This is a genomic window from Rheinheimera pacifica (genome assembly GCF_024809855.1).
Classification (GTDB): Bacteria; Pseudomonadota; Gammaproteobacteria; order Enterobacterales; family Alteromonadaceae; genus Alishewanella; species Alishewanella pacifica_A.
Genome location: NZ_JANUEM010000003.1, coordinates 21,220 through 45,773, shown reverse-complemented (window position 1 = coordinate 45,773; position 24,554 = coordinate 21,220). Strand labels below are relative to the sequence as shown.

At 49.4% G+C, this 24,554-nt stretch carries 29 protein-coding genes and 1 riboswitch; of the genes, 6 read left to right on the top strand and 23 right to left on the bottom strand.

All coding sequences use genetic code 11. From position 1 onward, the window contains the following. Window positions 1-7 precede the first annotated feature (7 nt). Together M2404_RS05565 and M2404_RS05560 are read right to left on the bottom strand one after the other, a co-directional pair. Complete coding sequence (locus M2404_RS05565) at window positions 8-898, bottom strand: ZIP family metal transporter (protein WP_259238736.1); 891 nt, start codon at window positions 896-898, stop codon at window positions 8-10. Beyond that, window positions 895-1,503 carry a superoxide dismutase gene (locus M2404_RS05560; RefSeq protein ID WP_259238735.1) on the bottom strand — a complete coding sequence of 203 codons (609 nt, stop codon included), beginning with the start codon at window positions 1,501-1,503 and terminating at the stop codon, window positions 895-897. The genes M2404_RS05565 and M2404_RS05560 overlap by 4 nt, the downstream gene beginning before the upstream one ends. A gap of 90 nt (window positions 1,504-1,593) precedes the next feature. Here M2404_RS05560 and M2404_RS05555 point away from each other — a divergent pair, with 90 nt between their 5' ends. Beyond that, window positions 1,594-2,040 carry a hypothetical protein gene (locus tag M2404_RS05555; protein WP_259238734.1) on the top strand — a complete coding sequence of 149 codons (447 nt, stop codon included), beginning with the start codon at window positions 1,594-1,596 and terminating at the stop codon, window positions 2,038-2,040. A gap of 10 nt (window positions 2,041-2,050) precedes the next feature. After that, the gene (locus M2404_RS05550; protein WP_259238733.1) at window positions 2,051-2,419 is read left to right on the top strand and encodes a hypothetical protein; all 369 of its coding nucleotides are present in this window, start codon (window positions 2,051-2,053) and stop codon (window positions 2,417-2,419) included. A 9-nt stretch (window positions 2,420-2,428) separates the two neighbouring features. Here the strand turns inward: M2404_RS05550 and bfr (M2404_RS05545) are convergent, their stop codons facing one another. Together bfr (M2404_RS05545) and bfr (M2404_RS05540) are read right to left on the bottom strand one after the other, a co-directional pair. Continuing rightward, window positions 2,429-2,896, bottom strand: coding sequence for a bacterioferritin (gene bfr / locus M2404_RS05545; RefSeq protein WP_259238732.1), 468 nt, complete (start codon window positions 2,894-2,896; stop codon window positions 2,429-2,431). Further along, window positions 2,897-3,370, bottom strand: coding sequence for a bacterioferritin (bfr, locus tag M2404_RS05540; RefSeq protein WP_259238731.1), 474 nt, complete (start codon window positions 3,368-3,370; stop codon window positions 2,897-2,899). It abuts the gene before it with no gap. Window positions 3,371-3,630: 260 nt separating this feature from the next. Between bfr (M2404_RS05540) and M2404_RS05535 the strand changes: the two genes are divergently transcribed. After that, a complete protein-coding gene (locus tag M2404_RS05535) occupies window positions 3,631-5,133 on the top strand; it encodes a S10 family peptidase (protein ID WP_259238730.1) in 1,503 nt (500 codons plus the stop codon). A gap of 59 nt (window positions 5,134-5,192) precedes the next feature. Here M2404_RS05535 and M2404_RS05530 read toward each other — a convergent pair whose 3' ends face one another. The 9 genes from M2404_RS05530 to M2404_RS05490 all read right to left on the bottom strand — a co-directional run bounded on the left by M2404_RS05530 (window position 5,193) and on the right by M2404_RS05490 (window position 14,680). Further along, window positions 5,193-6,047, bottom strand: coding sequence for a DMT family transporter (locus tag M2404_RS05530; protein WP_259238729.1), 855 nt, complete (start codon window positions 6,045-6,047; stop codon window positions 5,193-5,195). Between the two features lie 65 nt (window positions 6,048-6,112). Further along, window positions 6,113-6,502 carry a DUF6678 family protein gene (locus M2404_RS05525; protein WP_259238728.1) on the bottom strand — a complete coding sequence of 130 codons (390 nt, stop codon included), beginning with the start codon at window positions 6,500-6,502 and terminating at the stop codon, window positions 6,113-6,115. Between the two features lie 110 nt (window positions 6,503-6,612). After that, window positions 6,613-7,023: an ExbD/TolR family protein gene (locus tag M2404_RS05520; RefSeq protein ID WP_259238727.1), complete on the bottom strand. Its 411-nt coding sequence runs from the start codon at window positions 7,021-7,023 to the stop codon at window positions 6,613-6,615. Further along, the gene (locus tag M2404_RS05515; protein ID WP_259238726.1) at window positions 7,024-7,764 is read right to left on the bottom strand and encodes a MotA/TolQ/ExbB proton channel family protein; all 741 of its coding nucleotides are present in this window, start codon (window positions 7,762-7,764) and stop codon (window positions 7,024-7,026) included. Next, the gene (locus M2404_RS05510) at window positions 7,764-8,504 is read right to left on the bottom strand and encodes an energy transducer TonB (RefSeq protein WP_259238725.1); all 741 of its coding nucleotides are present in this window, start codon (window positions 8,502-8,504) and stop codon (window positions 7,764-7,766) included. Before M2404_RS05510 ends, M2404_RS05515 begins: the two co-directional genes overlap by 1 nt. A 68-nt stretch (window positions 8,505-8,572) precedes the next feature. Next, on the bottom strand, window positions 8,573-10,885 hold the full coding sequence (locus M2404_RS05505) for a TonB-dependent hemoglobin/transferrin/lactoferrin family receptor (RefSeq protein ID WP_259238724.1): 2,313 nt from the start codon (window positions 10,883-10,885) through the stop codon (window positions 8,573-8,575). Window positions 10,886-10,908: 23 nt separating this feature from the next. Then, window positions 10,909-11,520: an EF-hand domain-containing protein gene (locus M2404_RS05500; RefSeq protein ID WP_259238723.1), complete on the bottom strand. Its 612-nt coding sequence runs from the start codon at window positions 11,518-11,520 to the stop codon at window positions 10,909-10,911. A 30-nt stretch (window positions 11,521-11,550) separates the two neighbouring features. Then, complete coding sequence (locus M2404_RS05495; protein WP_259238722.1) at window positions 11,551-12,360, bottom strand: DUF4198 domain-containing protein; 810 nt, start codon at window positions 12,358-12,360, stop codon at window positions 11,551-11,553. 199 nt (window positions 12,361-12,559) lie between these two features. Then, a complete protein-coding gene (locus tag M2404_RS05490) occupies window positions 12,560-14,680 on the bottom strand; it encodes a S9 family peptidase (RefSeq protein WP_259238721.1) in 2,121 nt (706 codons plus the stop codon). Window positions 14,681-14,871: 191 nt separating this feature from the next. Between M2404_RS05490 and M2404_RS05485 the strand changes: the two genes are divergently transcribed. Beyond that, complete coding sequence (locus tag M2404_RS05485; protein WP_259238720.1) at window positions 14,872-15,054, top strand: MerR family transcriptional regulator; 183 nt, start codon at window positions 14,872-14,874, stop codon at window positions 15,052-15,054. Here M2404_RS05485 and M2404_RS05480 read toward each other — a convergent pair. From M2404_RS05480 to M2404_RS05460, 5 genes are all read right to left on the bottom strand, one after another. Beyond that, window positions 15,040-15,927 carry a phosphotransferase gene (locus tag M2404_RS05480; protein ID WP_259238719.1) on the bottom strand — a complete coding sequence of 296 codons (888 nt, stop codon included), beginning with the start codon at window positions 15,925-15,927 and terminating at the stop codon, window positions 15,040-15,042. The two genes, M2404_RS05485 and M2404_RS05480, sit on opposite strands and share 15 nt — an antisense overlap. Continuing rightward, window positions 15,879-16,508 (bottom strand): nicotinamide riboside transporter PnuC, encoded by a 630-nt coding sequence (gene pnuC, locus M2404_RS05475; protein ID WP_259238718.1) that lies wholly within the window; start codon window positions 16,506-16,508, stop codon window positions 15,879-15,881. Before pnuC ends, M2404_RS05480 begins: the two co-directional genes overlap by 49 nt. Then, window positions 16,505-16,753 carry a YkoF family thiamine/hydroxymethylpyrimidine-binding protein gene (locus M2404_RS05470; protein ID WP_259238717.1) on the bottom strand — a complete coding sequence of 83 codons (249 nt, stop codon included), beginning with the start codon at window positions 16,751-16,753 and terminating at the stop codon, window positions 16,505-16,507. Before M2404_RS05470 ends, pnuC begins: the two co-directional genes overlap by 4 nt. A 27-nt stretch (window positions 16,754-16,780) precedes the next feature. Continuing rightward, window positions 16,781-18,889: a TonB-dependent receptor gene (locus M2404_RS05465; RefSeq protein WP_259238716.1), complete on the bottom strand. Its 2,109-nt coding sequence runs from the start codon at window positions 18,887-18,889 to the stop codon at window positions 16,781-16,783. A 41-nt stretch (window positions 18,890-18,930) separates the two neighbouring features. Beyond that, a riboswitch (TPP riboswitch) is annotated at window positions 18,931-19,027 on the bottom strand. Between the two features lie 108 nt (window positions 19,028-19,135). After that, a complete protein-coding gene (locus tag M2404_RS05460; RefSeq protein ID WP_259238715.1) occupies window positions 19,136-20,767 on the bottom strand; it encodes a methyl-accepting chemotaxis protein in 1,632 nt (543 codons plus the stop codon). Window positions 20,768-20,972: 205 nt separating this feature from the next. On the opposite strand from M2404_RS05460, the gene M2404_RS05455 reads away from it, so the two are divergent. Then, window positions 20,973-21,875, top strand: coding sequence for a cation diffusion facilitator family transporter (locus M2404_RS05455; RefSeq protein WP_259238714.1), 903 nt, complete (start codon window positions 20,973-20,975; stop codon window positions 21,873-21,875). 1 nt (window position 21,876) lies between these two features. Next, on the top strand, window positions 21,877-22,281 hold the full coding sequence (locus tag M2404_RS05450; protein WP_259238713.1) for a hypothetical protein: 405 nt from the start codon (window positions 21,877-21,879) through the stop codon (window positions 22,279-22,281). A 31-nt stretch (window positions 22,282-22,312) separates the two neighbouring features. Here the strand turns inward: M2404_RS05450 and M2404_RS05445 are convergent, their stop codons facing one another. From M2404_RS05445 to M2404_RS05425, 5 genes are all read right to left on the bottom strand, one after another. Next, window positions 22,313-22,636 carry a hypothetical protein gene (locus M2404_RS05445; protein WP_259238712.1) on the bottom strand — a complete coding sequence of 108 codons (324 nt, stop codon included), beginning with the start codon at window positions 22,634-22,636 and terminating at the stop codon, window positions 22,313-22,315. A 39-nt stretch (window positions 22,637-22,675) separates the two neighbouring features. Continuing rightward, window positions 22,676-23,017 carry a hypothetical protein gene (locus tag M2404_RS05440; protein ID WP_259238711.1) on the bottom strand — a complete coding sequence of 114 codons (342 nt, stop codon included), beginning with the start codon at window positions 23,015-23,017 and terminating at the stop codon, window positions 22,676-22,678. Between the two features lie 394 nt (window positions 23,018-23,411). Further along, window positions 23,412-23,729 carry a DUF5992 family protein gene (locus M2404_RS05435; RefSeq protein WP_259238710.1) on the bottom strand — a complete coding sequence of 106 codons (318 nt, stop codon included), beginning with the start codon at window positions 23,727-23,729 and terminating at the stop codon, window positions 23,412-23,414. Window positions 23,730-23,767: 38 nt separating this feature from the next. Further along, window positions 23,768-24,109, bottom strand: a complete 342-nt coding sequence (locus tag M2404_RS05430) for a hypothetical protein (RefSeq protein ID WP_259238709.1) — start codon at window positions 24,107-24,109, stop codon at window positions 23,768-23,770. 92 nt (window positions 24,110-24,201) lie between these two features. After that, complete coding sequence (locus M2404_RS05425; RefSeq protein ID WP_259238708.1) at window positions 24,202-24,519, bottom strand: hypothetical protein; 318 nt, start codon at window positions 24,517-24,519, stop codon at window positions 24,202-24,204. Window positions 24,520-24,554: the final 35 nt, after the last annotated feature.

Sequence of the window (24,554 nt, the reverse complement as noted above, 5' to 3'; positions counted from 1 at the left end):
AAGGCTATCAGCTAAGTGCAGTATCCAGTAACATCATCAATACAAAGCCCAGCATTAAGCCGTTGGTTGCAGCCAGCTCGTGGCCCTGTCGGTGCGATTCAGGGATCATTTCATGGCTGATAACAAATAACATAGCACCGGCTGCCACTGCCAGGCCCCAGGGTAGCAACAGGCTGGATTCGCCCAACACCGCCGCGCCAACAATAGCCATAACCGGCTCGGTTAAGCCAGATAATATCGCAATACCCACCGCCAGTGCACGGCCGTAGCCTACGGCCAGCAATGCCATTGCTACTACCAGCCCTTCAGGAATGTCCTGTACCGAGATACCGGTAGCCAGTGCGCTTGCTGCCGCAACATCGCCACTGGCAAAAGAGGCACCAATGGCCAGCCCCTCTGGAATATTATGTAACGCTATGGCAAACACAAATAACCAGCTGCGGCGCAGGGTTTGGCCACGCAGCCGGTCTTCATCTTTAATAAAATGTTCATGGGGTACCAGCCGCTCCAGCAGTAGCATAAAGGCGCCACCAAGCAAAATAGCCAGCGCCACACTGCCAGAGCTGTACCACGCAGAGGCGCCGCTATTGGCTAATAAAGCCAGCGCCGGTACGATTAGCGAAAACATACAAGCTGCCAGCATAACACCGGCACCAAAACCCAGCATTACATCAAGCAACTTTTGCGGCAACCGGCGCATAAACAGTGCCGGTATTGCACCGGCCGCCGTTGCGGTAGCGGCCACCATACCGGCATAAAAGGCATAGCGCACATTCGCTTGCTGTTGCATTAATAGCACCAGTTGCTGCACACCATAGCCTGCACCGGCCAGTACTATAAGAAGGCCAGCCAGTTTACGCAGGCCCAGCGCTGGCCATTGCAACAACATTAGCTTCATTGCTTCTCCTGATATAACTCCGCCACATAGGGCCAGTTAATCACGTTAAAAAACGCTGCCACATAGTCCGGCCGCTTATTCTGGTACTGCAGGTAGTAAGCATGTTCCCACACGTCCAGCCCCAGTATTGGCGTTAGCCCTTCCATTAACGGGCTGTCCTGGTTCGCACTGCTGCTTACCTGCAATTTACCCTGTTTGTCTTTTACCAGCCAGGCCCAGCCACTGCCAAACCGGCTAAGTGCGGCCTGAATAAACAGCTGCTTAAACTGGGCGAAGCTGCCAAAGTGCTGCGTTATGGCTTCAGCCAGTTCGCCGGTAGGTTCACCACCACCTTGCGGTGACATAATCTGCCAGAACAAACTGTGGTTAGCATGGCCACCACCGTGGTTACGTACCGCCTGCTGCAACGGTTGTGGCAAGGCCGATATTTCTTTAAGTAAACGCTGCAGTGGCCAGTCAGTATAGGCGCTGCCGTCAAGTGCTGCATTTAAACCATTAACATAAGTTTGATGGTGCCGGCTGTGGTGTATTTCCATCGTCAGTGCATCCAGATGCGGTTCCAGTGCGTTGTAGCTGTATGGTAGTTCCGGTAACGTAAAGTTCATATCGCCTCCAATTAATGATAACCATTATCATTTGCATTTAGTCGAAAAACAAGCCATATTTTCAGTCAGGTTCCCGACAAGGTGAGTGATATGGATACGATAGAACACTGGAAACACATTATAAGCCAGGCTAACAGTGCTTTTGCGCATGACCACTATGTGCTGGCGGCCGATTTATACCAACAAGCTGCGGTGTTGCTAACACAGGCCTGGCCGGAGTACGAAGCCAGATCGGCTGACAATGTTATACCCGGTGCGCCCGATGGCACGGCATTGTTAATTATTTGCCTGTCGATCAGCGTGCAAAATCTGGCCGAAACCTATGCCAGACAACAACGCTGGCGCCGCTGTCTTGCCACGTTAAACCGTGCCTTGCAGCAGGTGCTGCAACTGCAGGCGCAGTTGCCTGATACCCACCCGGCTAATGTTGCACTGCTACGCGAAAGCTGCAGCCTGCGCCGTGAACTGTGTCGCTTTTCGCAGTTAGCACCCGTTACACAAACGGCAACGCAGCCCGCCTCTGCCACGCTGCATTAAGGAGCACATTATGCTGATACAAAGTTCACTGTGGCAGGATTTCAGCCGCCTGAGCCGGCAGCTAAAGCAAGGAAAGGTCATGCCGGACGACTATCACCGGCTGGTATCTGATTACAGCTGCCGCTGCTGCCAGCTGGCCACTATGCTGGAGCGGCAAAACAGCAGCCTGCTGCAGGAGTGGTGTTTACGCTATGCGCTGTTTACGCTGGCCGACGGCGCTGTGAACCCGCAACACACAGCAATGCAGCGCCAGGCCTGTATGGATATGTTGTATATGCCGCTGATTGCGCTAACCCGGCTATACCGGCGCCAGCCACAAGGCCAGGCTGAACTGGCAGCACTGCATGCAAAACTAAAATACTGTTTTGCATGCTCATAAGCGCTGCTATTACATCTGCGATTGAAGATAGTTGGGCAGGCCCAGCAGTTTAATCAGGTTAAGTTGCTGCTCCAGCCAGTGGGCGTGGTCTACCTCGGTATCGTCCAGCAACTGTTGCAACATCGCACGGGTAACGTAGTCCTGCTCTTGCTCGCACAGCGCCATGGTTTGCTTTAACAGCTTTTGCACGCTGTATTCTACGTTTAAATCGTTTTGTAGCATAGCGGGTACATCCTGGCCAACGTGAATGGCGTCACGTTTGCTCATATCCGGCACACCTTCTAAGAAGATAATGCGCTCAATAAGCTTGGAGGCATGGCCTTTTTCGTCATCAAACTCGTGATCAATACGCTCGAACAGCTTGTGCAGGCCCCAATCGTGGTACATACGCGAGTGGATAAAGTACTGATCCATCGCGGCCAGCTCGTTGGCCAAAAGCACATTCAGTGCATCAATAATTTTGCGGTTGCCTTTCATTTACTCGCCTCCCAGCTGCGCCTGCAGATAATTTGCCAGCCCCATAGTGCTGATTTGGTGCTGCTGGGTTTCCAGCCAGTCCAGATGTTCTTCTTCATATTCCAGAATTTCGGTCAGAATATCGCGGCTAACGTAGTCCTGCTCGGTTTCGCATAATGCAATAGTGGCACGCAGCAGCGGCAATTGTTCTACCTGAAACTCCATATCGCACTGCAGCATTTCCGGCGTGTCTTCACCAATACGCAATTTACCCAGTGCCTGTAAATTAGGCAGGCCTTCCAGCATTAAGATACGCTCAATCAGCTCATCGGCCTGCTTCATATCTCTAATCGACTTTTTGTAGCACACATCGTTAAGTGCTTTTAAGCCCCAGTTTTTATAGATGCGGGCATGCAGAAAGTACTGATTAATCGACGTTAGTTCGGCTGTCAGTACTTCATTCAGCTTAGACAGTACCTGTGGATTGCCTTTCATGTAATATACCTTTTCTGTCGCGACAAGAATTGTTGCACAGTGTAGACCAAAATTCCCGCGTGCGCAAAATTATGTTTATAATCAATAACATAATACTGATAACCATTCGTATTATTAACTCGTTTAGCTTAACGTTTAATTAGCACATTAAAGCTTAAGCCGGATTTCAGGGTGCTTGTCTCAAGCCTTTTGAATTGTCGGGCATTTTACGGTAAACAGAGAGTGGTATTACTTACCTATAATAATAATCCGGGGGTCCGATGAAACTGTTCCAACCTATTGCGCTATTACTGCTGCTATGCAGCACTGTGGTGCTGGCAACTGAGCGCCAGATTGAAATTGACAACAGTGTAACCACAGAGCATAAAACCGAAGTTAACGGCAAACGCTTTGGCTATACCGCCACTACCGGCACCCAGCCGGTGTGGGATGAAGACGGCGTACCTACCGCCACCTTGTTTTATACCTATTATCAGCGCAGCGATATTAAAGATCGCAGCAAACGGCCATTGCTGATTTCATTTAACGGTGGCCCCGGCTCTGCTTCAGTATGGATGCACATTGCCTACACCGGCCCTAAAGCGCTGGTAATTGATGAAGAAGGTTATCCGGTGCAGCCATATGGTGTAAAAACCAACCCGTATTCTGTACTTGATGTTGCCGACATTGTATTTGTTAACCCGGTAAATACCGGTTACTCGCGCGTATTGCCGGGTAAAGACGGTAAAATGCCATCAAAAGATCAGCAGCAAAAAATGTTCTTTGGCGTTAATGCCGACGTAAAGTACCTGGCCGAGTGGATTAATACTTTTGTTACCCGCACTGAGCGCTGGCAATCACCCAAGTTTTTAATTGGCGAAAGCTACGGCACTACCCGGGTATCAGGCCTGGCGCTGGCACTGCAAAACCAGCAATGGATGTATTTAAACGGCGTGGTACTGGTATCACCTACCGACTTAGGTATAGAACGTGCCGGCCCGGTTAAAGCGGCTAACCGTCTGCCATATTTTGCCGCCACTGCCTGGTACCACAAGAAGCTTAACAGCGGCCTGCAGCAAAAAGATTTATACGATATTTTGCCGGAAGTAGAAGACTTTACGCTAAACCAATACCTGCCAGCACTGGCTAAAGGTAACGCTATAAGTAACGACGAAAAACAACGCATAGCCCAGCAGGTCGCCAGCTATTCTGGTTTATCACTGCAGGCGGTGCTGCAAAATAACCTGGATATTCCTACCAACTATTTCTGGAAAGAACTACTGCGCGACCGTGGCCAAACCGTTGGCCGGCTGGATTCACGCTATTTAGGTATTGATAAACGCGACGCAGGAGACCGGCCAGACTACAACGCTGAGCTAACATCCTGGTTGCACTCGTTTACCCCGGCCATTAATCACTACCTGCGCAATGATCTGAAATACAAAACCGACATTAAATACAATATGTTTGGCCCGGTACACCCGTGGGACAGATCTGACGACAACACCGGCGAAAACCTGCGCCAGGCCATGGCACAAAACCCCTACCTTAAAGTCATGACGCAATCTGGTTACTTTGACGGCGCCACCAACTATTTTGATGGCAAGTACAATATGTGGCAGCTGGATCCAAGCGGTAAAATGAAACATCGCTTGAGTTTTAAAGGCTACCGCAGCGGCCATATGATGTACCTGCGTTATGAAGATTTGAAAAAGTCGAACGACGACCTGCGTGAGTTTATCTTAGGCGCTTTACCGGCCGAAGGTGTAGCCGCGAAGTATTGATCCTGCTGCAAAACGTTATTAGATAAAATCCCTGCTTCGGCGGGGATTTTGCTTTAAAGCTAACGTAATAGCCGTGTACGGTTTGCAGCTAACACCACCAATGCGATGCCGCCCAAAATAGCCAGCGATGCCAGCAACAAACGCAGTGTTAGTGGCTCCTGCAATAATAATACGCCGCCCAGTGCTGCCAGCACCGGCACACTTAGCTGCACCGTGGCTGCCGTTGTTGCTTTGAGTAACGGTAAAGCGGTGTACCAGATCGCATAACCGATACCAGAGGTTAAAACACCCGATAACAGCGCATACCACACCCCGGCGCTGTCTAACGACGCCTGCTTTACTAACAACACACTTAGCAGCAACGCCATCGGCACGGCGCGGATAAAGTTACCACTGGTTACCGCAAGCGGATCGCCTGCGCCTTTACCGCGCAGCGAGTACACACCCCAAGCTACACCGGCAGCTAACATCAGCAAAGCTCCCGACAGCGGCGGTGCCGACAGCCCCGGCAGCAACAAACCAATAAGCCCCGAACAAGCCAGCAGCAAACCTAACCACTGTAACAAACTAAAGCGCTCACCACGCCACAAGCCGTAAGCTATCATGCTGGTTTGCACCGCGCCGAACAGTATCAGGGCGCCAATACCGGTGTTCAATTGAATATAAGCAAATGAAAACCCGGCAGCATAAACAAACAGCGCCAGCGCCGATAGCCAGTTACCCCGGCCACTATGCTCACCCCGGCGTAAAGTTACCAAGGCCCACAATGCCACAGCACCGGATATCAGCCGGATACTAGTAAAACTGGCGGCATCTATCTGGGTATGAGCCAGTGCGGCACGGCACAACAGCGAATTACCGGCAAAGGCGACAAGCGCCAGCAGGGTTAACAGCACAACACGGGTATAGGGCATAGCAAAGCCTTATAAAGCAGCATAGTTTGCAGCAGGCTAGCACTAAAACAGGAGGCTTTACATCGTTATACGAATTTAGGGTCAATTCCAGGGTTCAGATAACCCCAGACCCGGAAATAAGATTCTTGCGCGGTGTATTTAATGCCGTGCTTATTAAGTATGGCTAATATTTCAGCCGAAACATCCGTTACTTTATCTGCGATAAGACGCCCCTGGTGTTCTTTCACCAGGGGATCAAAATCCAGCCATTCTATTGCTGAGCTCTCGGCAAACAGCTCATCCCACCAAACAGGGCTAAACCCCAGCACCTGTTCTGAGGTAATCAATTTATAACGCACGCTAATATTTAGTGAGTGACGCTCACCAAACTCCTGGCACAACTCGCGCCATTTAGTTTTATTTATTGCCGACACCAACTGGCGGCGATTTATAATATCGAGCAAGTTCTTATGCATACTGTAACCATAACTCTTGGCCGCTTCACATCTGAAAAAACGGGCTTGCTGTTGCTGTAAAAGTGATAATTTACCTTAGCCACCCGCCATGTGAAAGCTATGCATCGGCGTTATTCAACCGGCTCAGTAACAAAACCCAACTGCGTAATGCCCAACTGTTGTGCCAGCGCCATTACGTTAAGCACATGCTGGTATTCTACCGCTTTATCAGCCATTAACTGCAATGGAGGTTGCTGGGGTAACTGTGCTATTTGTGCCAGCTGGTGTTGCAGTTGCTCTGCCGTTACTCCTTCGCTATTCCACTGCACGCTGCCGTCGCGCAGTACACTAATAGCAATGCTGTCGGGCTGTGTGGTAGCGGGTGCTGCACTGGCCTGAGGTAAATCTACCAGCACGGTCTGAGTAAGCACCGGCATGGTGATCATAAAAATAATCAGCAGTACCAGCATCACATCCACCAGCGGTGTCATATTAATTTCGCTGATGATTTCATCATCCTGCGAGCCTGTAGCAAAAGCCATTTAAGCACTCTCCTCGTTACTGGCCTGTTTAGTGGTTAACACACTGACACTGGCTTTGGGCGCCGCGCCGGTAAGAAAATACGCATGCAACTGATGGGCAAAACGGTTAAGCCGGGTAATAACACCTTTATTAGCCCGTTGCAGTGCGTTATAGCCCAGCACTGCCGGTATGGCCACCGCCAGGCCAACGGCAGTCATAATTAATGCCTCACCTACCGGACCGGCTACTTTATCAATGCCGGCCTGGCCAGATACACCAATACTAACCAGTGCATGATAAATGCCCCACACTGTGCCAAACAGGCCGATAAAAGGTGCAGTTGAACCTACCGACGCCAGCACCGGCAAGCCACGCTGTAGTTGTTGTACATTGTCGTCAATGGCGTTACGCAAACAGGCGCTTAGCCAGTCGTTTAAACTTAACTGGCCGTGTAAATCGGCTTTGTGCAGGCTGTGATGATCGACCGCCGCCTGGCCTTCTTCGGCCAACAACCGGTATGGGCTGGCATTGTTGTGCGGCTGCAGTAACTGCAAGCCCTGAGCAAAGCTTTGTGCATGCCAGAAATCCCGCGAAGCAATATTGGCCGGGCGCAGGCGCCACAGCATCAGGCTGCGCCAGATAATTACGCTCCAGCTGGCAACCGACATTAACAACAGCAACAACGCCACGCCTTTTATTACCCAGTCACCCTGCGCCCAAAGCGCGGCTAAGCCATAAGGGTTGTCTGTCAGTTGTGTCATCAGTTAACTCCTTCGGTTAAGGAAAATGCAACCCGCTGGCGGTAGCGGTAATCTATGGCTGTTTCAGCGCGGCGTGCCGCCTGATAACGCCAGTGCTGCACGGCACTGAGCGCAGCCTGATCTAATCTTGGATAGCCGCTGCTTTGCAGCACGATAACATCAGCTACGGTGCCGTTAACCAGCACGGTAAGTTCCAACACCACTGTGCCCTGCTCGCGCAGTTTGCGCGATAACTGCGGGTATACCGGCGGCGCATTGTAGTGCGCTGTAGCATTTAGCACCGGTGCTGAAACCGGCACGGCTTTAGCCGCGTGGCTGTGTTTTGCTACAGGGTTAGCTGGCTCAGTAACCGGCTGTGCTATGGTTTTTGTTACGGCGATTTCTGTTTCGGCGGTTTTTGTTACGGCGATTTCTGTTTCGGCGGTTTTTGTTACGGCTGTTGTTAGCGGTGCTTGTTCTGTCGCTTTAGCGGGCTTTTTATCTGCCTGAGTTTGCTTTAGCTCACGCTTAGCTGCCGGTTTAACTGCAGGCTTAATTTCTTGTTTTACTACCGGTTGCGTTTCTGCTGTAACCACGGGCTTTTGCTTTGGTGGTGGCGCGGCAGTTTGCTGCGATGCCGGTTGTGATACCAATACCCCGGTTAATACCGGCGGCTTTACTGTTACGGTATTTTCCTGTGCTGCCAGATACCAGGCCAGTGGCAATAAATGTGCACCACTTACGGCAATCAGCGTAAGCAAAAAGCCCCCTGCTTTAACAGCAGGGGGAAGGCTTTGCGCCAGCGGTTGCATAGCAGCGGGAGAAAACATCAAAAACTATAACTAATGGCCAGTTTGGCGTAACGGCCAGGTTCGCTGTAACGCTGCAGGCCGGTACCGTCAGCCAGTACACCACCGCGCACACCACTGCCTACCCAGTTGGTAACAAAACGTACCCGTTGCCATTGGTAGTATTCTTCGTCGAACAGGTTATAAATACCGGCTCTCAGCTGCCAGTTTGGTGTCAGGTCCAGCGTAGCCATCAGATCAACAACAGTGTAGCTGTCGGTCAGGTAAGGCTTTGCTTCAAAAGAGCTTTCTGTTGAGTCATAGGCATCTTTGGCTTTTTTAGCCGCACTGTGCGTTACGTTCGCAGTAATATTCCAGTTAGCGGCGTCGTAGCGAAAGCCCAGCACTGCCGAAGCCGGGTTAATGCTGCGCAGCGGGTCACCGTTTTCTTTTTCACCCTCGTTATACGAATAAGCCAAACGCGAGCTAAAAGCTCGGCTAAAGCGCCAGGCGGCTTCAAGCTCTACGCCTTTTACGTCGGTTTCGCCAATATTATCAATGGTGTTGTACTGGTTACCTTGTGCCTCGGTGCAAACACCACGGCTACAGGTTTCATACACCACATCAGGGTTTTGTATCCGGGTAACTGTGTCAATCATATCGCTGTATTGATCTTTAAACAGCGATACGCCCAGTAACAGGTTGTCGGTTTGATAGCGGTAACCGGTTTCCAGGTTAAGGCTACGCTCGGCTTTTAAATCCGGGTTAGCGATACTGCTCCATAAGTCATCCACGATGACGCCGGTTGCTTGTTCAGTGCGGCTGATCAGCGAGGTGGGGGAATACATTTCTGCTACGGTTGGCGCCCGAAAACCGCGCCCGGCCTGAACCCATACCTGATGCGCCGGAGCTATCTGGTAGGTCAGGTTAGTTTGCCAGGTAAAGGCGCTGAAATCGACGTCGCCTACGGTTTGGCTGTCATCACTAAACTGTTCATCTAACTCCGGGCTGTACTTTAGCGAGTCAAAGCGGCCGCCGATACGTAAAGTCCAGCGAGGGTCAAACGTGATCACATCACGGGCATACAGGCTAAGTGCAGTAACATCGGTTTTGGGTACCTGATCCGGATCAATTACCGGCGGGCTGGCCAGCTCATCTGTCTGGCCAATATAACGGCGGTCAACAGCAGAATATTCCACGCTGCGCCGCTCAGCCGAACCACCATACAACCACTGCTGGTGCACAGTATTGCCAAATAGTTCTTTATCCAGCGCCACAGCCAGTTTCAGTTGTTGCTGCTTAAAATCACGGTCTTCACTGCGCAGGCAAGGCGATACTTCACCATTTACTGCACCACTGCAACCGGTGGTGAGCATGGTGGTTAAACCATGAGTGTAGTTTGACTGGTAATCCAGTGTGGCATTTACGCTGTCGGCAAAACTCTGGGCGGCCAGCCACTCATATTGCAGGCCAAAGCGTTTACGCTCAATTTCATCATCACCCAAGCGGGATAAATAAGTGCTGTCCAGCCTGGATTGGTTGTCCAGCTCGCTTTTTTGTTTAAAGTATTCGCCGGTCCAGCCCAGGCGTTGGCTATCCGTTAGCTGATATTGCAACTTAGCCAGAATATTATTGCTACTGTAATCCAGCGGATCGGCAATAGTACGCCCGGCACCGCTGATATTTTCACCAGAGCGGGCCGTTTCAGTTTCACTGCCATCACGGCGGGTATACACCAGTAAAGATTCCAGCTTGCCGCTGCGGTTAGCCACAGTGCCACTGAATGAGGTTTCGTCATTTGAGCCACTAAAACCGGCAGACAAGCCAATATGGCTGTCATCACCTTCTGCAGTTAAATAGTCGGCCGGATCTTTGGTAACAAACAATACCGCCCCACCTAAAGCGCCGCTGCCGGCGGCGATAGCATCAGCCCCTTTTACAATTTCAATTTGCTTTAGTGCATCGATATCGACTCCACCTCTGGCAGAACGGAAAAACTCATAAGCAACAAAAGTGGGCGGGTCCAGCGTTTCTCCCAGCGATAAACCATCTACAGTAATGGCTACCCTGTCGCCATCTAAACCACGGATATTAAAGCCATTACTGCCAAAGCGGCCCATATCGGTAGTGGTAACGCCAGGCACAAAGCGCACTGCATCGGCAATATTTTGCGCTTGTTGCTGTTGCAGCTGTTGTGCGCTGAGTTGCTCGGTTTGTTTGCTGTTAGCCTGAGTTTGCACCGCCTGTGCGGTTACCGATACGGTATCCAGCTCTGGCGTGGTGTTATCCGCCAGTACCTGGCCGGTAAAGGCGCCCGTTACTGCCAATGCTAATAAAGTGTACTGCATAGCCATGTTACTGTTCTCCTGAATGCGGCTTAGTCGGCTTTTTTGCCGATCTGGCTTATTTGTTTGTCCAGCCTGGTGGCAAATTCTGCAACGTATTCGTCGTAGCTCAGCTGGCCATCACCATTGGCATCGGTAGCCGCAAACTGTGCAGCACGGCCCTGGGCATATTCTTCACGGCTGATTACGCCGTCTTTATTGCTGTCGTACATCGCCAGCATGCCTTCAACAGAATGGGTGGTTGGCATTTTTAACAGGCGTTCGCGCCGGGGCTGTTCAGCGCGCTGCGCTTGCTGTTGGCGGCTTTGCTCTGCACGCGATTGCTCTGTGCGAGTATCTTCGCCACGCGGTTCCGGTTTAGGATCGGCAGCAGACAACACGCCGTCTTTATTGGTATCCATCCGCTCAAAAGCTAAATCGCCGGAGCGGTTGAATTCAGCGCGGCTGATATAGCCATCTTCGTCTTTATCCAGCGCATTAAAGCGCACATGCGTTTGGCGCAGGTGGCCGGCACGTTCGCTTGCTAGCTGCTTTTGCTGCGCCTCGCTTAAGCGCGTGTCGGAGGCCGCTGTGCTGCTACAGGCACTCAGGTAGGCACTGCTTAGCGCCAGAAATAAAGTGGTATATAAATGTTGTTTGTTCATCGGTAAAACTCCTGCACTAACGGGTGGGCGCTATTGGGTAACTTCCAGCACAACGCTATAGCTGTAACTGTATTGCGGCACTTTGGCACTGGCCGGAGCATCGGCGCGATAACGGCTTAGCAATAAATAGGTACCGGCTTTTTCGGGTTTAAAGCTGATAATACCGGCGGCATCAGTTGTCAGTTGCTGCGTAATTTTTTCGTCATTGGCACCGGCTTCCACGAAGTACGCATTTACTGCCTGTTGTGCCAGCGGTTTGCCGTTAAACAGTACACGGGCTTTTAAGGTGCTGTCTGTATAGAGGTCATTGGGGTGGCTGAGAAACTCCAGTTCCAGCGCCTCGCCACCGGGTTTTAACGCGTTATGGCTTGGTGCACCTTTGCTGACATAGGTTTCAGCCCGGGTTACTGCCTGAAAATGCGCAATAGATTTAGCCCCGGCCGGTAATTTGAAATTTTCATCGCGGCTGTTTTTCCGTTCGCCATCTTGCTCATAGGTGTGAAATACCGCGCCGTAACGCAGGCCGGTGCTAAAGCGGTACGTACCGTCATCGGTTAGCTGATGTTCTGCCGTGGTGCGGGTATGGCTATACTGTACCAAGGCTGGTTTAACTGCCGTGCCAGCCGGTGTCAGTACACTGAACTGGCTGTTATCAAAAGCGACTTCGGGAATAAAAAAGCGGTCGGCAAAGGCGGCATCAAGACTCACCCAACCACCGCGGATTGGCTCAAAACTGGCGGGCTGTAAATACGGCACATGGGCATGTACTACAAAAGGGACGGCAACGCTGGCAGACAGTAGCGCAGCAACAAAAATAGCCCGGTTAAGTGGCAACGACATAACGGCTCCTTAATGATAATAATTCTTATTAACTTGCGAGCCAGACTTTAATCTAATTGAGAATCATTTGCAAATGATAATTGATCTTATTTGTATATCGTTATGAAGCACTAAAACAGCAGTAAACATAATAGAAGTGGCATTGCAGGCAGAAAAAAGCCGGGCTATAAAACCCGGCTTAATGAGGTGTTGTAGCAGGTTATTCGGTTTGCCCCAGCAGGTTAAGAATAAAAGCATATTCCTGCGCGTGCTCGGCCAGGCGTGAAAAGCGGCCTGATTTACCACCATGGCCAGCTTCCATATTGGTTTTAAACAATAATGGCTGGTTGTCGGTTTTAAGCGTACGTAGTTTAGCTACCCATTTGGCCGGTTCAAAATACTGCACCTGTGAGTCATGCAAGCCGGTGGTTACCAGCAGTGCCGGGTAAGCCTGCTTGCTTAGCTGATCATAGGGCGAATACGACAGCATATAATCGTAATAAGCTTTTTGTTTTGGGTTGCCCCACTCGTCAAACTCGTTGGTGGTAAGCGGAATGCTTTCATCCAGCATGGTGGTCACCACGTCAACAAAGGGCACATGCGCTACCAGTGCACGGTATTTTTCCGGCGCCATATTGGCTACTGCACCCATCAGTAAGCCACCAGCACTGCCGCCCATACCAAACACTTTATCTTTGGCAGCGTATTTATTGGCTACCAGATAATCGGTTACCGCGATGTAATCGGTAAAGGTATTAATTTTTTTCAGCAGTTTGCCATCTTCATACCAGTGGCGGCCCATTTCCTGGCCACCGCGGATATGGGCAATAGCATAAACAAAGCCCCGGTCAACCAACGAGAACACGGTAGAGCGGAATGACGGATCAGACGAGCTGCCATAAGAGCCATAAGCATATTGATATAAAGGTGCAGTACCGTCGGCTTTAAAGCCTTTTTTATACAATAAAGACACCGGTATTTTTACGCCGTCAGCGGCGGTGGCCCATACGCGCTCAGTGGCATAGTTGTTTTTATCAAAACCGCCCAGTACTTCGGTTTCTTTTAACAGCTGTTTTTCACCGGTTTTCATATTCAGCTGATACACGCTTTGCGGTGTAGTCAGTGACGTATAGGTATAACGTAACCAGTCGGTGTTTTGCTCCGGGTTAGTTTCAAAGGTGGTAACATAGGCCGCTTCGTCTGATGCGACATAAAAGGCTTTATCAGGTGCGTTCCATGGCATCACTTTAATACGGCGCAAACCTTCGCTACGCTCGCTGATCGCCAGGTAATTGTCGAATGCTTCAAAGCCATCAATAAATACTTTTTCATCATGCGCTACCAGCGGTTGCCAGTTATTGCGATCACCCAGCTTGGCAGTTTCTACTGTCATTAAACGGAAATTAGGCGCATCCCAATCGGTGCTGATAATCCAGCGGCCATTAAGATGCTCGGCCGTATACTGAAAATCACGCTGGCGCGCAGCGATAACTTTAAACTCGCTTTGTGGCTTGCTGGCATCCTGTACCTGCATCTCTGCAGACACTGTACTACTGGAATAGATAACCACATAGTTGTCGTCCAGTGTGTTGCCCACACCCATGTAAAAGCTGTTGTCTTTTTCTTCATATACCTGGCGGGCACTGGCCGGATCATTGCCCAGCGTATGCTGCAGCACTTTAGTGCTAAGCAGGGTTACCGGGTCATTTTTTATTACGTATAGCGTTTTGTTATCTTTTGCCCAGGCAAGGCTGCCGGATAACCCGGTAAGCTGATCGGGTAAATCCTGCCCGGTACGTAAATCACGTACTTTAAGCGTGTATTGACGCCGGCCATTAGTGTCTTCCATATAGGCCAGCAGGTTTTGGTCCGGGCTTACCTGCCAGTTAGCTACCTGATAAAAATCTTTACCCTGCGCCAGTTTGTTAACATCCAGCATAATCTGCTCGGTGCCGTCTTTTAACGACTTACGTACATAAACCGGGTATTCCTGGCCGGCTTCAAAACGGCGGTAATAGCTGTAGTCACCTCTGTTGTATGGTACTGAGCTGTCGTCCTGTTTAATACGGCCGATAATTTCATCTGTTAGTTTTCTGGTAAGCGGCTGATATTTGCTGGCATAGGCAGCAAAGTAGTCATTTTCCTGCTGCAGGTAGTCCAGCACGGTCGGCGAGGTGCGGCTGTCGTCACGCAACCAGTAAAACGGGTCTTGCCGGTCACCATTGGGTGATTTAACAGTATAAGGTTGTTGCACTGCTACCGGAGCAGCAGGCTGGGCAGCATGTGTCAGGCCACTGCTAATCAGGGCGGTAAATAATAGTGAATAAAATGTGGTTTTCATGGTTTTGCTCTGTTGTACCGTTAACCGCTGAAATTAGCACGCAGTGGCAAACAACACTATTAGCGGTGGTTTAAAAAAGTGTAACCGGGTGTTACATCGCCTTCTGTTATGCTGCCTTTATCAGTTGGCTATTCACAAATGCCTGATTTTAGGCTATTACTTGTAAGTTTTTTAATCAACAGGATAAGGTTATGGCATTAATGACAGTTGAGCAGGTTGCAAATCTGCTTGGCGTACAAACAATAAGAGTCGAGCGGCTGGCACGGGAAAATTTGCTGATAGCGGCTGAAACAGACAGCGCAGGTAAGCCGTTGTTTAATGAAGAGGATGTAAAGCGCTACAAAACACTGGCTGAACGTTTAGGCGGTTTGTAACGGTAAAGCCTGCACCTGCTGCTGCCAATAGTTTGCCTGCGTCTGGCAATCTGGCAGTGCCAGATACCACAGCCAGCAAAAACCGCAGTACAGCAACTTAGCTGCAGGGAGCTTTTTATCTAACAATGTTGCCAGCTCACTATGTTGCTGTAAGCGGGGTTGGCGTAAGCGGGCATAGTCGGCTAGCATTTGCGCTTCGGCTGTTTTATCTAAGTTAAAATGCAAACTTATGGCGGCTAAATCCAGGCTGCTGTCGGCCTGCTGGCTGTACTCAAAATCAAGCAACCACAATGCATCGGCGGCCCAGAGTAAATTACCCTGATGTAAATCCAGATGACATAACACTAAATCAGGTTCCAGGCAGCTAAGCAGCTGTGCGGCCTGCTTCACCTTAGCCAGCATAGCTTTGTTAATGCGGCAATCTGCCGGTAGCGCTGCCAGTAGTTGTGGTAAATAGGTGGTATAATCCAGGGTGGCGGTTTGCACCTGTAACTGATGAAATTGCGCCAGCACAGATAACAAAGCACTACCGCCATGGCGGGCATAATCGAAAGGCTCGGCGCCGCGGATATATTCGCTTAACATCACCTGATAGTGGTTATTCAAACACAGAGGTGTAGCGGCCAGCCCTTTGGCTGCGGCCGCGTGCTGGCAACGCAGTTCCTGCTGGCGGCATACGGTAGATTCTGCCGGATAACAGCGCAACACATATTCGCCCTGCACTGTTTTTACATAGTAACTTTGGTTACTTGCGCCATGAGACAATGCCCGCACCTGCAACGGCGGCTGATCAACAAAAAACTCCAGCCGCTGGCATAAGCGGGTTACATGCTCAATCTCACTGCCGGTTGTTGCTGATAATGACTGCGCCAAATAAAGTACCCTGCAATAGCGATAACCGTATACAGCATAAACAAGCCGGTAAGGAAATACAGATGTTTTTGTGCATAAACGAAAATTGATACCGCGTCTATTACCACCCAGTACAACCAGTTTGACACCAGCTTGCGTGCTACCAGCCAGGTTGCCATTACACTAAACACTGTGGTTTGTGCATCAATATAGGCAAAATCGGCCTGGGTATAATTTGCCATAAAGGCCCCCAACGCCACACCCGCCAAAGCTGTAATACCAATTAATACTGCATGGCGTTGCCAGGGCCACTCATACACCGGGCCGCGCTGGTCAGGGGCGCTCTGGCGCAATTGCTGCCAGCGCCACCAACCATATAGCGCCATAGCAGCATAGTACAGCTGTAGCAAGGCATCAGATAACAACGCCGACTGCCACATAACATGGGTAAACAACACGGTACTTAACAGCGCAGCCGGCCAGCACCACAGGCTTTGTTTTAATGCCAGAATCACATAAGCCAGCGCCAGCAGTGTTGCTGCCAGCTCAAGGCTGTGCATCAACTGCCACTGCGCCATAGCCTGTGTGATCAACTCGTTCATGGCCGTAAATCACCGTGAATAAACTTAACGACAAACACCACTTTACCGTACTGCTCAAATGACCACTTAATACAGGCCTGCAGCGCTTGCATCACTGCATCATAATCACCAAATAACTGGGTGCTCATGGTGTTGGTCAGCACGGTTATGTCCGGGTATTTATTCAGCTCGGCAATAAAACCTTTTATCGGTGTAATGTAATCGTCGGCTAACGGATACTTACTGATTTCAACGGATAACTGCATAACTTGCTCCTTAAATAATCAATCACTTCAGAACTGATAGCTGGCCGTTACGCCAAAACGGCGCGGCTCAGCAAACTGCTCATAGACATGCGGCTCGTAGCCGTCACGCGGGTCGTTACCAAAGTAGAAGCCACGCACACCAATGTCCTGATCCAGCGCGTTGCGGGTCCATACTGCCAGCTCCCAGTTGGTTAGCTGATAGCTTAAACGTGCGCCTAACAGCTCGTAACGTTTTGAGCGGGCATTGTGGCCGTCGGAGTAAAAGAAGGCGTCTTTGCCCTGCAGGCTGACATTAAAGGTAAGGGCTTCGGTGATATACCAGTCAGTGGCTAAACTGTATTGAAAGCGCGGTGCCTGGGCCTGTTCACGGCCGCTGAAGTTTTCTTCGTCCAGCGTAATATAATTACCCAGCTTGGTTTTAAGCCAACTGGCAGATAAAAACAGCGCAAACTGCGGGTGCAGCTGCAGGCGGTTTTCCATTTCAATACCGTAGTTACGGCCACTACCGGCATTATCAATAAAACCGGCAAATTGCGGGCCGCTGTCGGGGTTAAGCCAGCCTTTTACCTGCATATCGTCGCGCCACATATAAAACGCCGCCACCCTTGCGGTTATGCTTTGGTCCAGCGCACTGCCCTTTACACCAAATTCGGCGTTGTACAGTGTTTCTGGCTTAAAGCTGGCTTTGCTGTTTAGCTCGCTTAAGCTGTCATCAGCAGCTTTAGCCAGTGCATCACCATTTACACCACCGGCTTTATAACCACGCGACGCCAGCAGGTATATCAATGCCTGGCTATTAACCTGATAATTCAGGCTGAGATTGGCACCCCACATGGTGTCGTGGTTTTTAATATTGTTGCCGCTGATATCACTGTAATCATCGTCATAACGCTCCAGCCGCAGGCCCGATACCAGGCTCCAACTGCTGCTTAGCGGCGTGCTTAGCTCACCATACACTGCGGCATTGCTACGGCTGAGCTCACTGACAAAGCTGTCGGCTTGCCATAAATCCCAATTCCAGAATTGCCGCGTTAAATCGAAGTTTTTACTGGCGGCATACAAGCCAAATACCCAGTCGCTGTTGCCCAGCTTGCCCGCCGGCGTGGAAATAAACCGATAATCCAGCGTAAACTGATCGCGGCTGCGTAAGTAACGGTCGGTAGTGGCATATTCATCGGGGTGAATACCCACATAGCTCCAGTCTTCGTCAAAACCATAATCACTGTCGGCGGTTAAATAACTCAGTTGCGCCAGCACTGCCGCAAACGGTAAACCACGGTAATCTGCCTGCAGCGCTACCGCTTTGCTGCGGATCTTATCCTGGCCAGGCTCGTCTGACAGCGTGGTGCGGTTGCGATCCAGCGAAAACGCATCATAGCCGTTATCCTGATCAGTAAAGTGGGTAACCAGTTGCAGTGTTAGGGTATCTGATGGCTGATAACGCAGTTTAAAACGGCCGGTAAATTCGTCGATATTATTAGTATCGTCGCGATTTAAATAGGTATTATCAATAAAACCATCTGAAGTTTGCTGTTCCAGCGAAAAACTGTAACCCAGTTGCTGATTAATGCTGTTACTAAATTGGCCTGCCAACTGGCGGCTATTGTAGTTAGCCAGGGTGGCACTGAACTTACCCTCCGGCGTCGCTGTTGGGCCTTTGGTAGTCAGGTTTAACATGCCCGCCAGTGCATTAGCGCCAAAACGGCTGGCTTCAGGGCCACGAAATACTTCCAGTTGGGCTAAATCACTGATGCCACTTATGCCTAAACCGGAGTAATCAATACCATCAATCAGTATGCCCACTGATGGGTTAATGGTATCGACAAACTCGCTACGCTCGCCGATACCGCGCATTTGAATATAGCGGCCACGCGATGCACCTGAGGTAAAGTTAACATTGGCAAACTGGTTGAGTAAGTCATCCAGGTGCTGCGCAGAAGTGCGCTTAACATCCTGTTCGCTAACCAGCGCAATACTACCGGCAACCTGTTGTACGGATTGCTGGCGAAAATCACCCTGCACACGGATCCGTTCTATAGCCGTATCAACCGGCTCTGCGGCAGTTTCAGTTGCATTGATCTGAATAGCAAAACTGCTGCATACCGCAACAGCAATTAACGATGGGAAAAAACGCATTTTTGTATGAATCTCCATAAAAACACAGAGATCACACCAGCTTGAGGAGTTAGCACCATCCCTCCGCCGGTATAATCCGGATCAGGTTCTAAGGGTTCGCCTTGCGGCATCTCAGCTATTGCACCCCTTGGTTGCGCGGCAAGTGTAAAGCGTTTTATTTGTACATGCAATGCACAAAGCAACACCAGTTACCTGTTGCTACTTTGCTATGGTGAAATGAGCACTGTAATACGGCAGCTTTGTCAGTTAGTTTGCAAACACCTGCCAGTCGATATTTAACTGGGCGGCCAGTTGGGTTAATTGCTCACTGGCGCTGGCTGAGCGGCTGGCTTCATTGCTTAACTGGCTAACCTCGTCGTTTAACTGATGTATAGTGGCGGCAATATTTCCTGAAACCACCTGCTGTTGTGCTGTGGCTGTGTGAATTTGTGCATTTGCGCTGCTGATATGCTCAACTGCGCTGGCCAACTGATTAAAGCGGCTGCCGGTATCCTGCGCTAACTGCACATTGGTATTGGCCTGCGTATACGCCTGCTGCATTACCTGTACGGCGTCAGAAGCTTGCTGCTGCAACTTTGAAATCATGCCGTTTATTGACTCCGTAGCCTGCTTGGTATTAGCAGATAAGGTGCGCACTTCGTCGGCGACCACAGAAAAGCCGCGCCCAGCCTCGCCTGCCCTGGCGGCTTCAATGGCGGCATTTAACGCCAATAAATTGGTTTGCTCAGAAATTTTACCTATCACCTCCAGTACACCGGAGATCTGGCCGGAGCCTTGTTGCAAACTGCTTACCACCTCAACACTGTGCTGTAACTGTGCAGCCAGTGCTGTGATACCTGCGGCGCTTTTATCAGCAGCAGTATGACCACTTTGGCACAGCTGCTCGGCGTTCACTGCTGCTTGTGCTGCTACCCCGGCGTTTTGCGCTACCTGCTGCACGCTGCTGCTCATCTGCTCTGCGGCGGCGGCCAGTTGCTGTGCCTGGCGAGCCTGCACGGCAGCACTCTGGTTTACCTCGGTACTGATATCGTAAACCTGCCCTGCCTGCTGGTTTAATGCCACAGCACTGTGGCCCAGCTTGGCAACCAGCTGCTCAAAATGCTGCATCATTTGGTTGAGCGCACCGGCAGCTTGTGCCAGCTCGTCGTTGCCCTTGTCATTTGCCCGCAAGCTAAGATCAGAGCGGGTAACCACCTGCACCAGCAAGTCACGCAATGCAAGTAATGGTCGGCATACTGAGCGCTGTATCGCCCAAATCAGTGCACTAACCAGCAATACCAGCGCTAAGCCACCCAATAAATAAGCCCGTACTAACTGCCCGGTAAAATGCTGCGCTCTGTCGCGCACGGTTACTGCGGCACTGAGTTGCTGCTGAATAAACGCCTCAGTCAGTTGGGTAAAGCCGGTGATCCTAAGCTCGATTTCGCTGTTAACGGTAGACTCATTCAAAATACGCACCAGCAGCGCATCGCTGCCGGCATAGCTAATCCATTCGCCATAATGCTGAACCGCTTTGGCAAAGGCCTGATCCAGTTCGGTATAAAATTCGCTGTCGTCCTGCATTGGCCTACTTTGCACAAAGCCCTGCCAGTGCTGCTGTGCCTGTGCCATATGCTGTTTAATGGCTTGTTCAGTGGCTTCTGCTGAAGCCCAACCGGTGCGATATTTGCGGATATCCTGCAATGCGGTTTGCTGTAAAATCTGCTGTACCGCCATAACATCAGACAAAATCGCCAGATGATCATCGTATAACTGATTAAACAACTTATCTTTTTGCTGTGCCGACCAAAAAGCACCGGCTAACACCAGCAACAACATTAGTAAAGGCAGTACACCCAGTATCAGTACCCTGCTGGAGATTTTCAGCTTCGACAACATCACCGCTCCCAATATCCCGCTTACAACTGGCCGCAGTGTAGCCGCACAACAAGGCAGTTTTATGACATTAAGGTAATCTCCGGCTGGCAGCAATATTACGTCTGTGGCTCTCCCATAGATCGACAGATATATTAAACAATGACATAGCAGCTAACAGAAGCTACTCTACATTGCAGTAACTACAAGCAATTTCCGGAATATTTCCATGGTCAACTTACGCCCGCGCCAGTTACTGCTGCTGTCTTTAGTGGGTGCTTTTGCCACTATGGCGCTTAAGTCCCTGGCCTGGTACCTTACCGGCTCGGTCGGTTTTTTATCTGATGCAGTAGAATCTCTGGTTAACGTTGCAGGCGCAGGTTTTGCGCTGGCTATGGTCAGCATTGCCCGCCGCCCGGCTGACAACAGCCACCCTTATGGTCACAGCAAAGCGGAATATTTATCGGCCGCCTTTGAAGGCGGCATGATTTTTCTGGCTGCATTGGTCATTCTTACCACAGCTATTGAACGGCTGTTTAACCCGCAACCTATCTCCACGCTGGGTATAGGCACCTTGCTTACGGTACTGGCCAGCCTGATCAATCTGGCTATTGCCATGCTGTTACTAAAAGGTGGCAAGCAATATAATTCACCGGCCCTGGAAGGCGATGGCAAGCACCTGATGACCGATGTCTGGACCACCGCCGGTGTGGTTATCGGCGTTGGCCTTGCGGTGCTTACCGGACAAAACTGGCTAGATGCTGCGGTGGCAATTGCTGTCGCGCTGCATATTTTGCATGAAGGTGGCGGTATTCTTTATCGTGCGGCAAACGGCCTGATGGACAAAGCCTTGCCTGACCGCCGCATCAATGAAATAGCGCAGGCGCTGGAGCATTTTGCCAGCGGCAAAGTGCAGTTTATTAACCTGCGCACCCGCTCTGCCGCCACCCTTCAGTTTGCCCAGGTAGATATGCAGGTACCTGGACACTGGACAGTAGAGCAGGCACATCAGTTAGCTGACGACGCCGAACTGGCCATGCAGCAGCTGGGCGTTGAACTTAGCGTACATATAGAGCCACAACACGCGCATGGCACGCCAACCAACCCTGTAACGGAATATAAAGGAATTTAACATGGCCGCACGCACCCAGTCTGAATGGCTTTGCCTGCAACAAAGTTACGCCAAATTGGATATGCAGGCGCTGTGGTTAAAACTACTTAGCCTGCTGGTGTGGTTTTGGTTGTTGCATAGCGGCAGTAGCGCGCGCGTTCAATTCGCAGCAATAGCCTTATTCTGGCTGCATGAAGCCTTGCTACGTACAGTACAGCAGCGTACCGCCGAACGGCTGTTACAGCTAGAGCAAGCGCTGGCACAAAACCAGGACATTGGTATGCAGTGGCACAGCGCCTGGCAGCAACAACGTGGCGGCATCACCGCCCTGGCCATGTCATATTTGCACCAGGCGCTAAAGCCAACTGTGGCTATCACCTATATCGCTCTTGCCATACTAAGCATAATTCGTATGTTTGATATTTGATGCTTAGAACAGATATGCCGCCGGAGTGAGCTCAATAACGTGCTACTCTAAAACGAATAACCGTTGCGAAACATTTTGCAGGTAGATCTTCAATATATAAATTTACCCTTTTTTGTGCCATAAATGCTGCAATAAGTACCGATACCTGGGTATTGTACTCTGCAGAGTCTTTATTCAGTATAAAGCGCGTGCCACCATCACAACTACTAAGTTCAAGGTTTTTATATAATGTATTAAATGCCAAACCGTAATCTGTAGGATACAAATTAGTTATCTCAGTATAATCGCTCCAAATAGGATCGCATTCTACGGCTGCAGAAAAAAGGGACAGAAAAAATAATATTTTTAATTTCATAACAAATCCAAAACTATAAAACTGATAAAACATACCTCACTACTCTACAGTAAGATATTTATGACCACGAATAGTATTGTAGGTTTGAGCATCAAACTCTGTGCAACCATCTGAATAACCTGACAGCATTTTACCAGACATATATGCTGCCAAGATAAGCGCATAGGCTTTATCATAATTTGGATCGCTCTGTAATAAAACAACCGCAGAGTTTCTAGAGCATGAATTGGGGTTCGCCCAGTTATTGGCATAAATAAATAGCCCACCAGTCTGAAATGCCAGTTTATTTATTTTATTAGCAGGCAAACCGCCAGCGGCATTCACTGGCCCCGACAGTAAAGTCAACATTATCAAAATTATTCTAAAAGCCATTTTATTCATACTATCTCCAGAGCCGCTATCTATGATACTCGACACTATATACTTTACAGTATAAGTTAGTGCTTGAAGGCCAACTTTGGCCTGGCAGCCCATATATTCTCACCTTAGAGTTCGCCTGGTAAGCAGCCAGCAACATCGACATATTTGCCTGAAAGCCAGTATCAGTTGTGCTTAGCCAATATCCTCTTGAGCAGGCTTCAATCGGTTCTTTAAGCCTAAACATTACATCGCCATTGCCGTTGTAAGATGTAATAAAATCAACTGTAGTGATGCCGGAACCTACGTAGTCAGCTGCCAAAACGTTAGCGCTACTCAGCGTTAATAAAAATAACCAGGAAAACCTATTACTCACTTTCACATTATCACCAATTGTTTAATTTCAACACCATGTAAACTAACGAGAAATTGAAATAAATGTTGCGCCAGTACAAGAATCACTTGAATAATTATGTATCCGAACTTTTTTTCCGGCAGTTAGCGCTGTCAGTGCAATGGCGAATGCCTGATTGTGGGCTGATGGTGAAGGTGCGTTTTCTTCTTCAAAGTATATCCATCCCATACAAGGGCCAATACCACCCTCAACTTGTACTGCAAAATTTTTACTGTCCAAGCCAGCATGATTTGCCACCTCCAATATGGAGGCGCCACGAGTTAATTCGCCAGCTAAACCCATTAAGGGAAATAGCGCTATAAAAAGTAGAAAATATCTCATTTAATTCCTTTAAACCGCAAAAAAATTATCAAATGAATTTAATCCGCAATAGAAATATGTGCTAGCTGATTAGAAGCGCCTGTTTGTTCATTCGTATTCACGCCAATATGTACCTTTCGATTAGAGGCCTTTGCCGCAAGTGCAATACTGAGAAAACCATTAAAAGCAGGGTGGTCTAAACTAGCATGCACATATCTCTTAGATGCGCACTCTGATTGGAAAAGTATCAATAGCTTATTTTGAAAAACATGCTGATCATCACGCGGCCCTTCTACAGTTACTGAACTGATAACCATATTGGCACAATCTACAGTTGCCGAGTACAGGTTGCCATGAAAAAGTAAAAATATAATACTAATGAACTTCAATTTCAGCGGCATATCTTAATCCCTAAGTTAAAAAGATCCATATCAATATGAATGGCATTTCTATAATAATACTTTTTTAAATATTATTGTGTGTATTATAGAAATCAATCAGTATAAGTACGCAACAAATAAGCACTAACACTGTAGTTAGTAGTACTGCAATCGTATTCGGCATCTTTATAAGAAACAGCAACCTTTTTTCCAGCCATTTGAGCTGCCAGTAAAGCAGATAGCCTTTCACGAGTGCCAGGTTCATTTAAATTGCCAAGACTTCGCCATGGGTAGCCATACTGTACATAAAGTACTTTATCTGATTCAATCTGGATATTTTGCACCAATGCAGCGGGACAGTTTGTCCGGGCAAGTGTAGAAGAACTAAAAACTAAGGCCGCCGAAGCGATAAGTATTATTGATTTTGTCATAAAACCCCAGAAAATGTTAAAATTTAAGATAAATT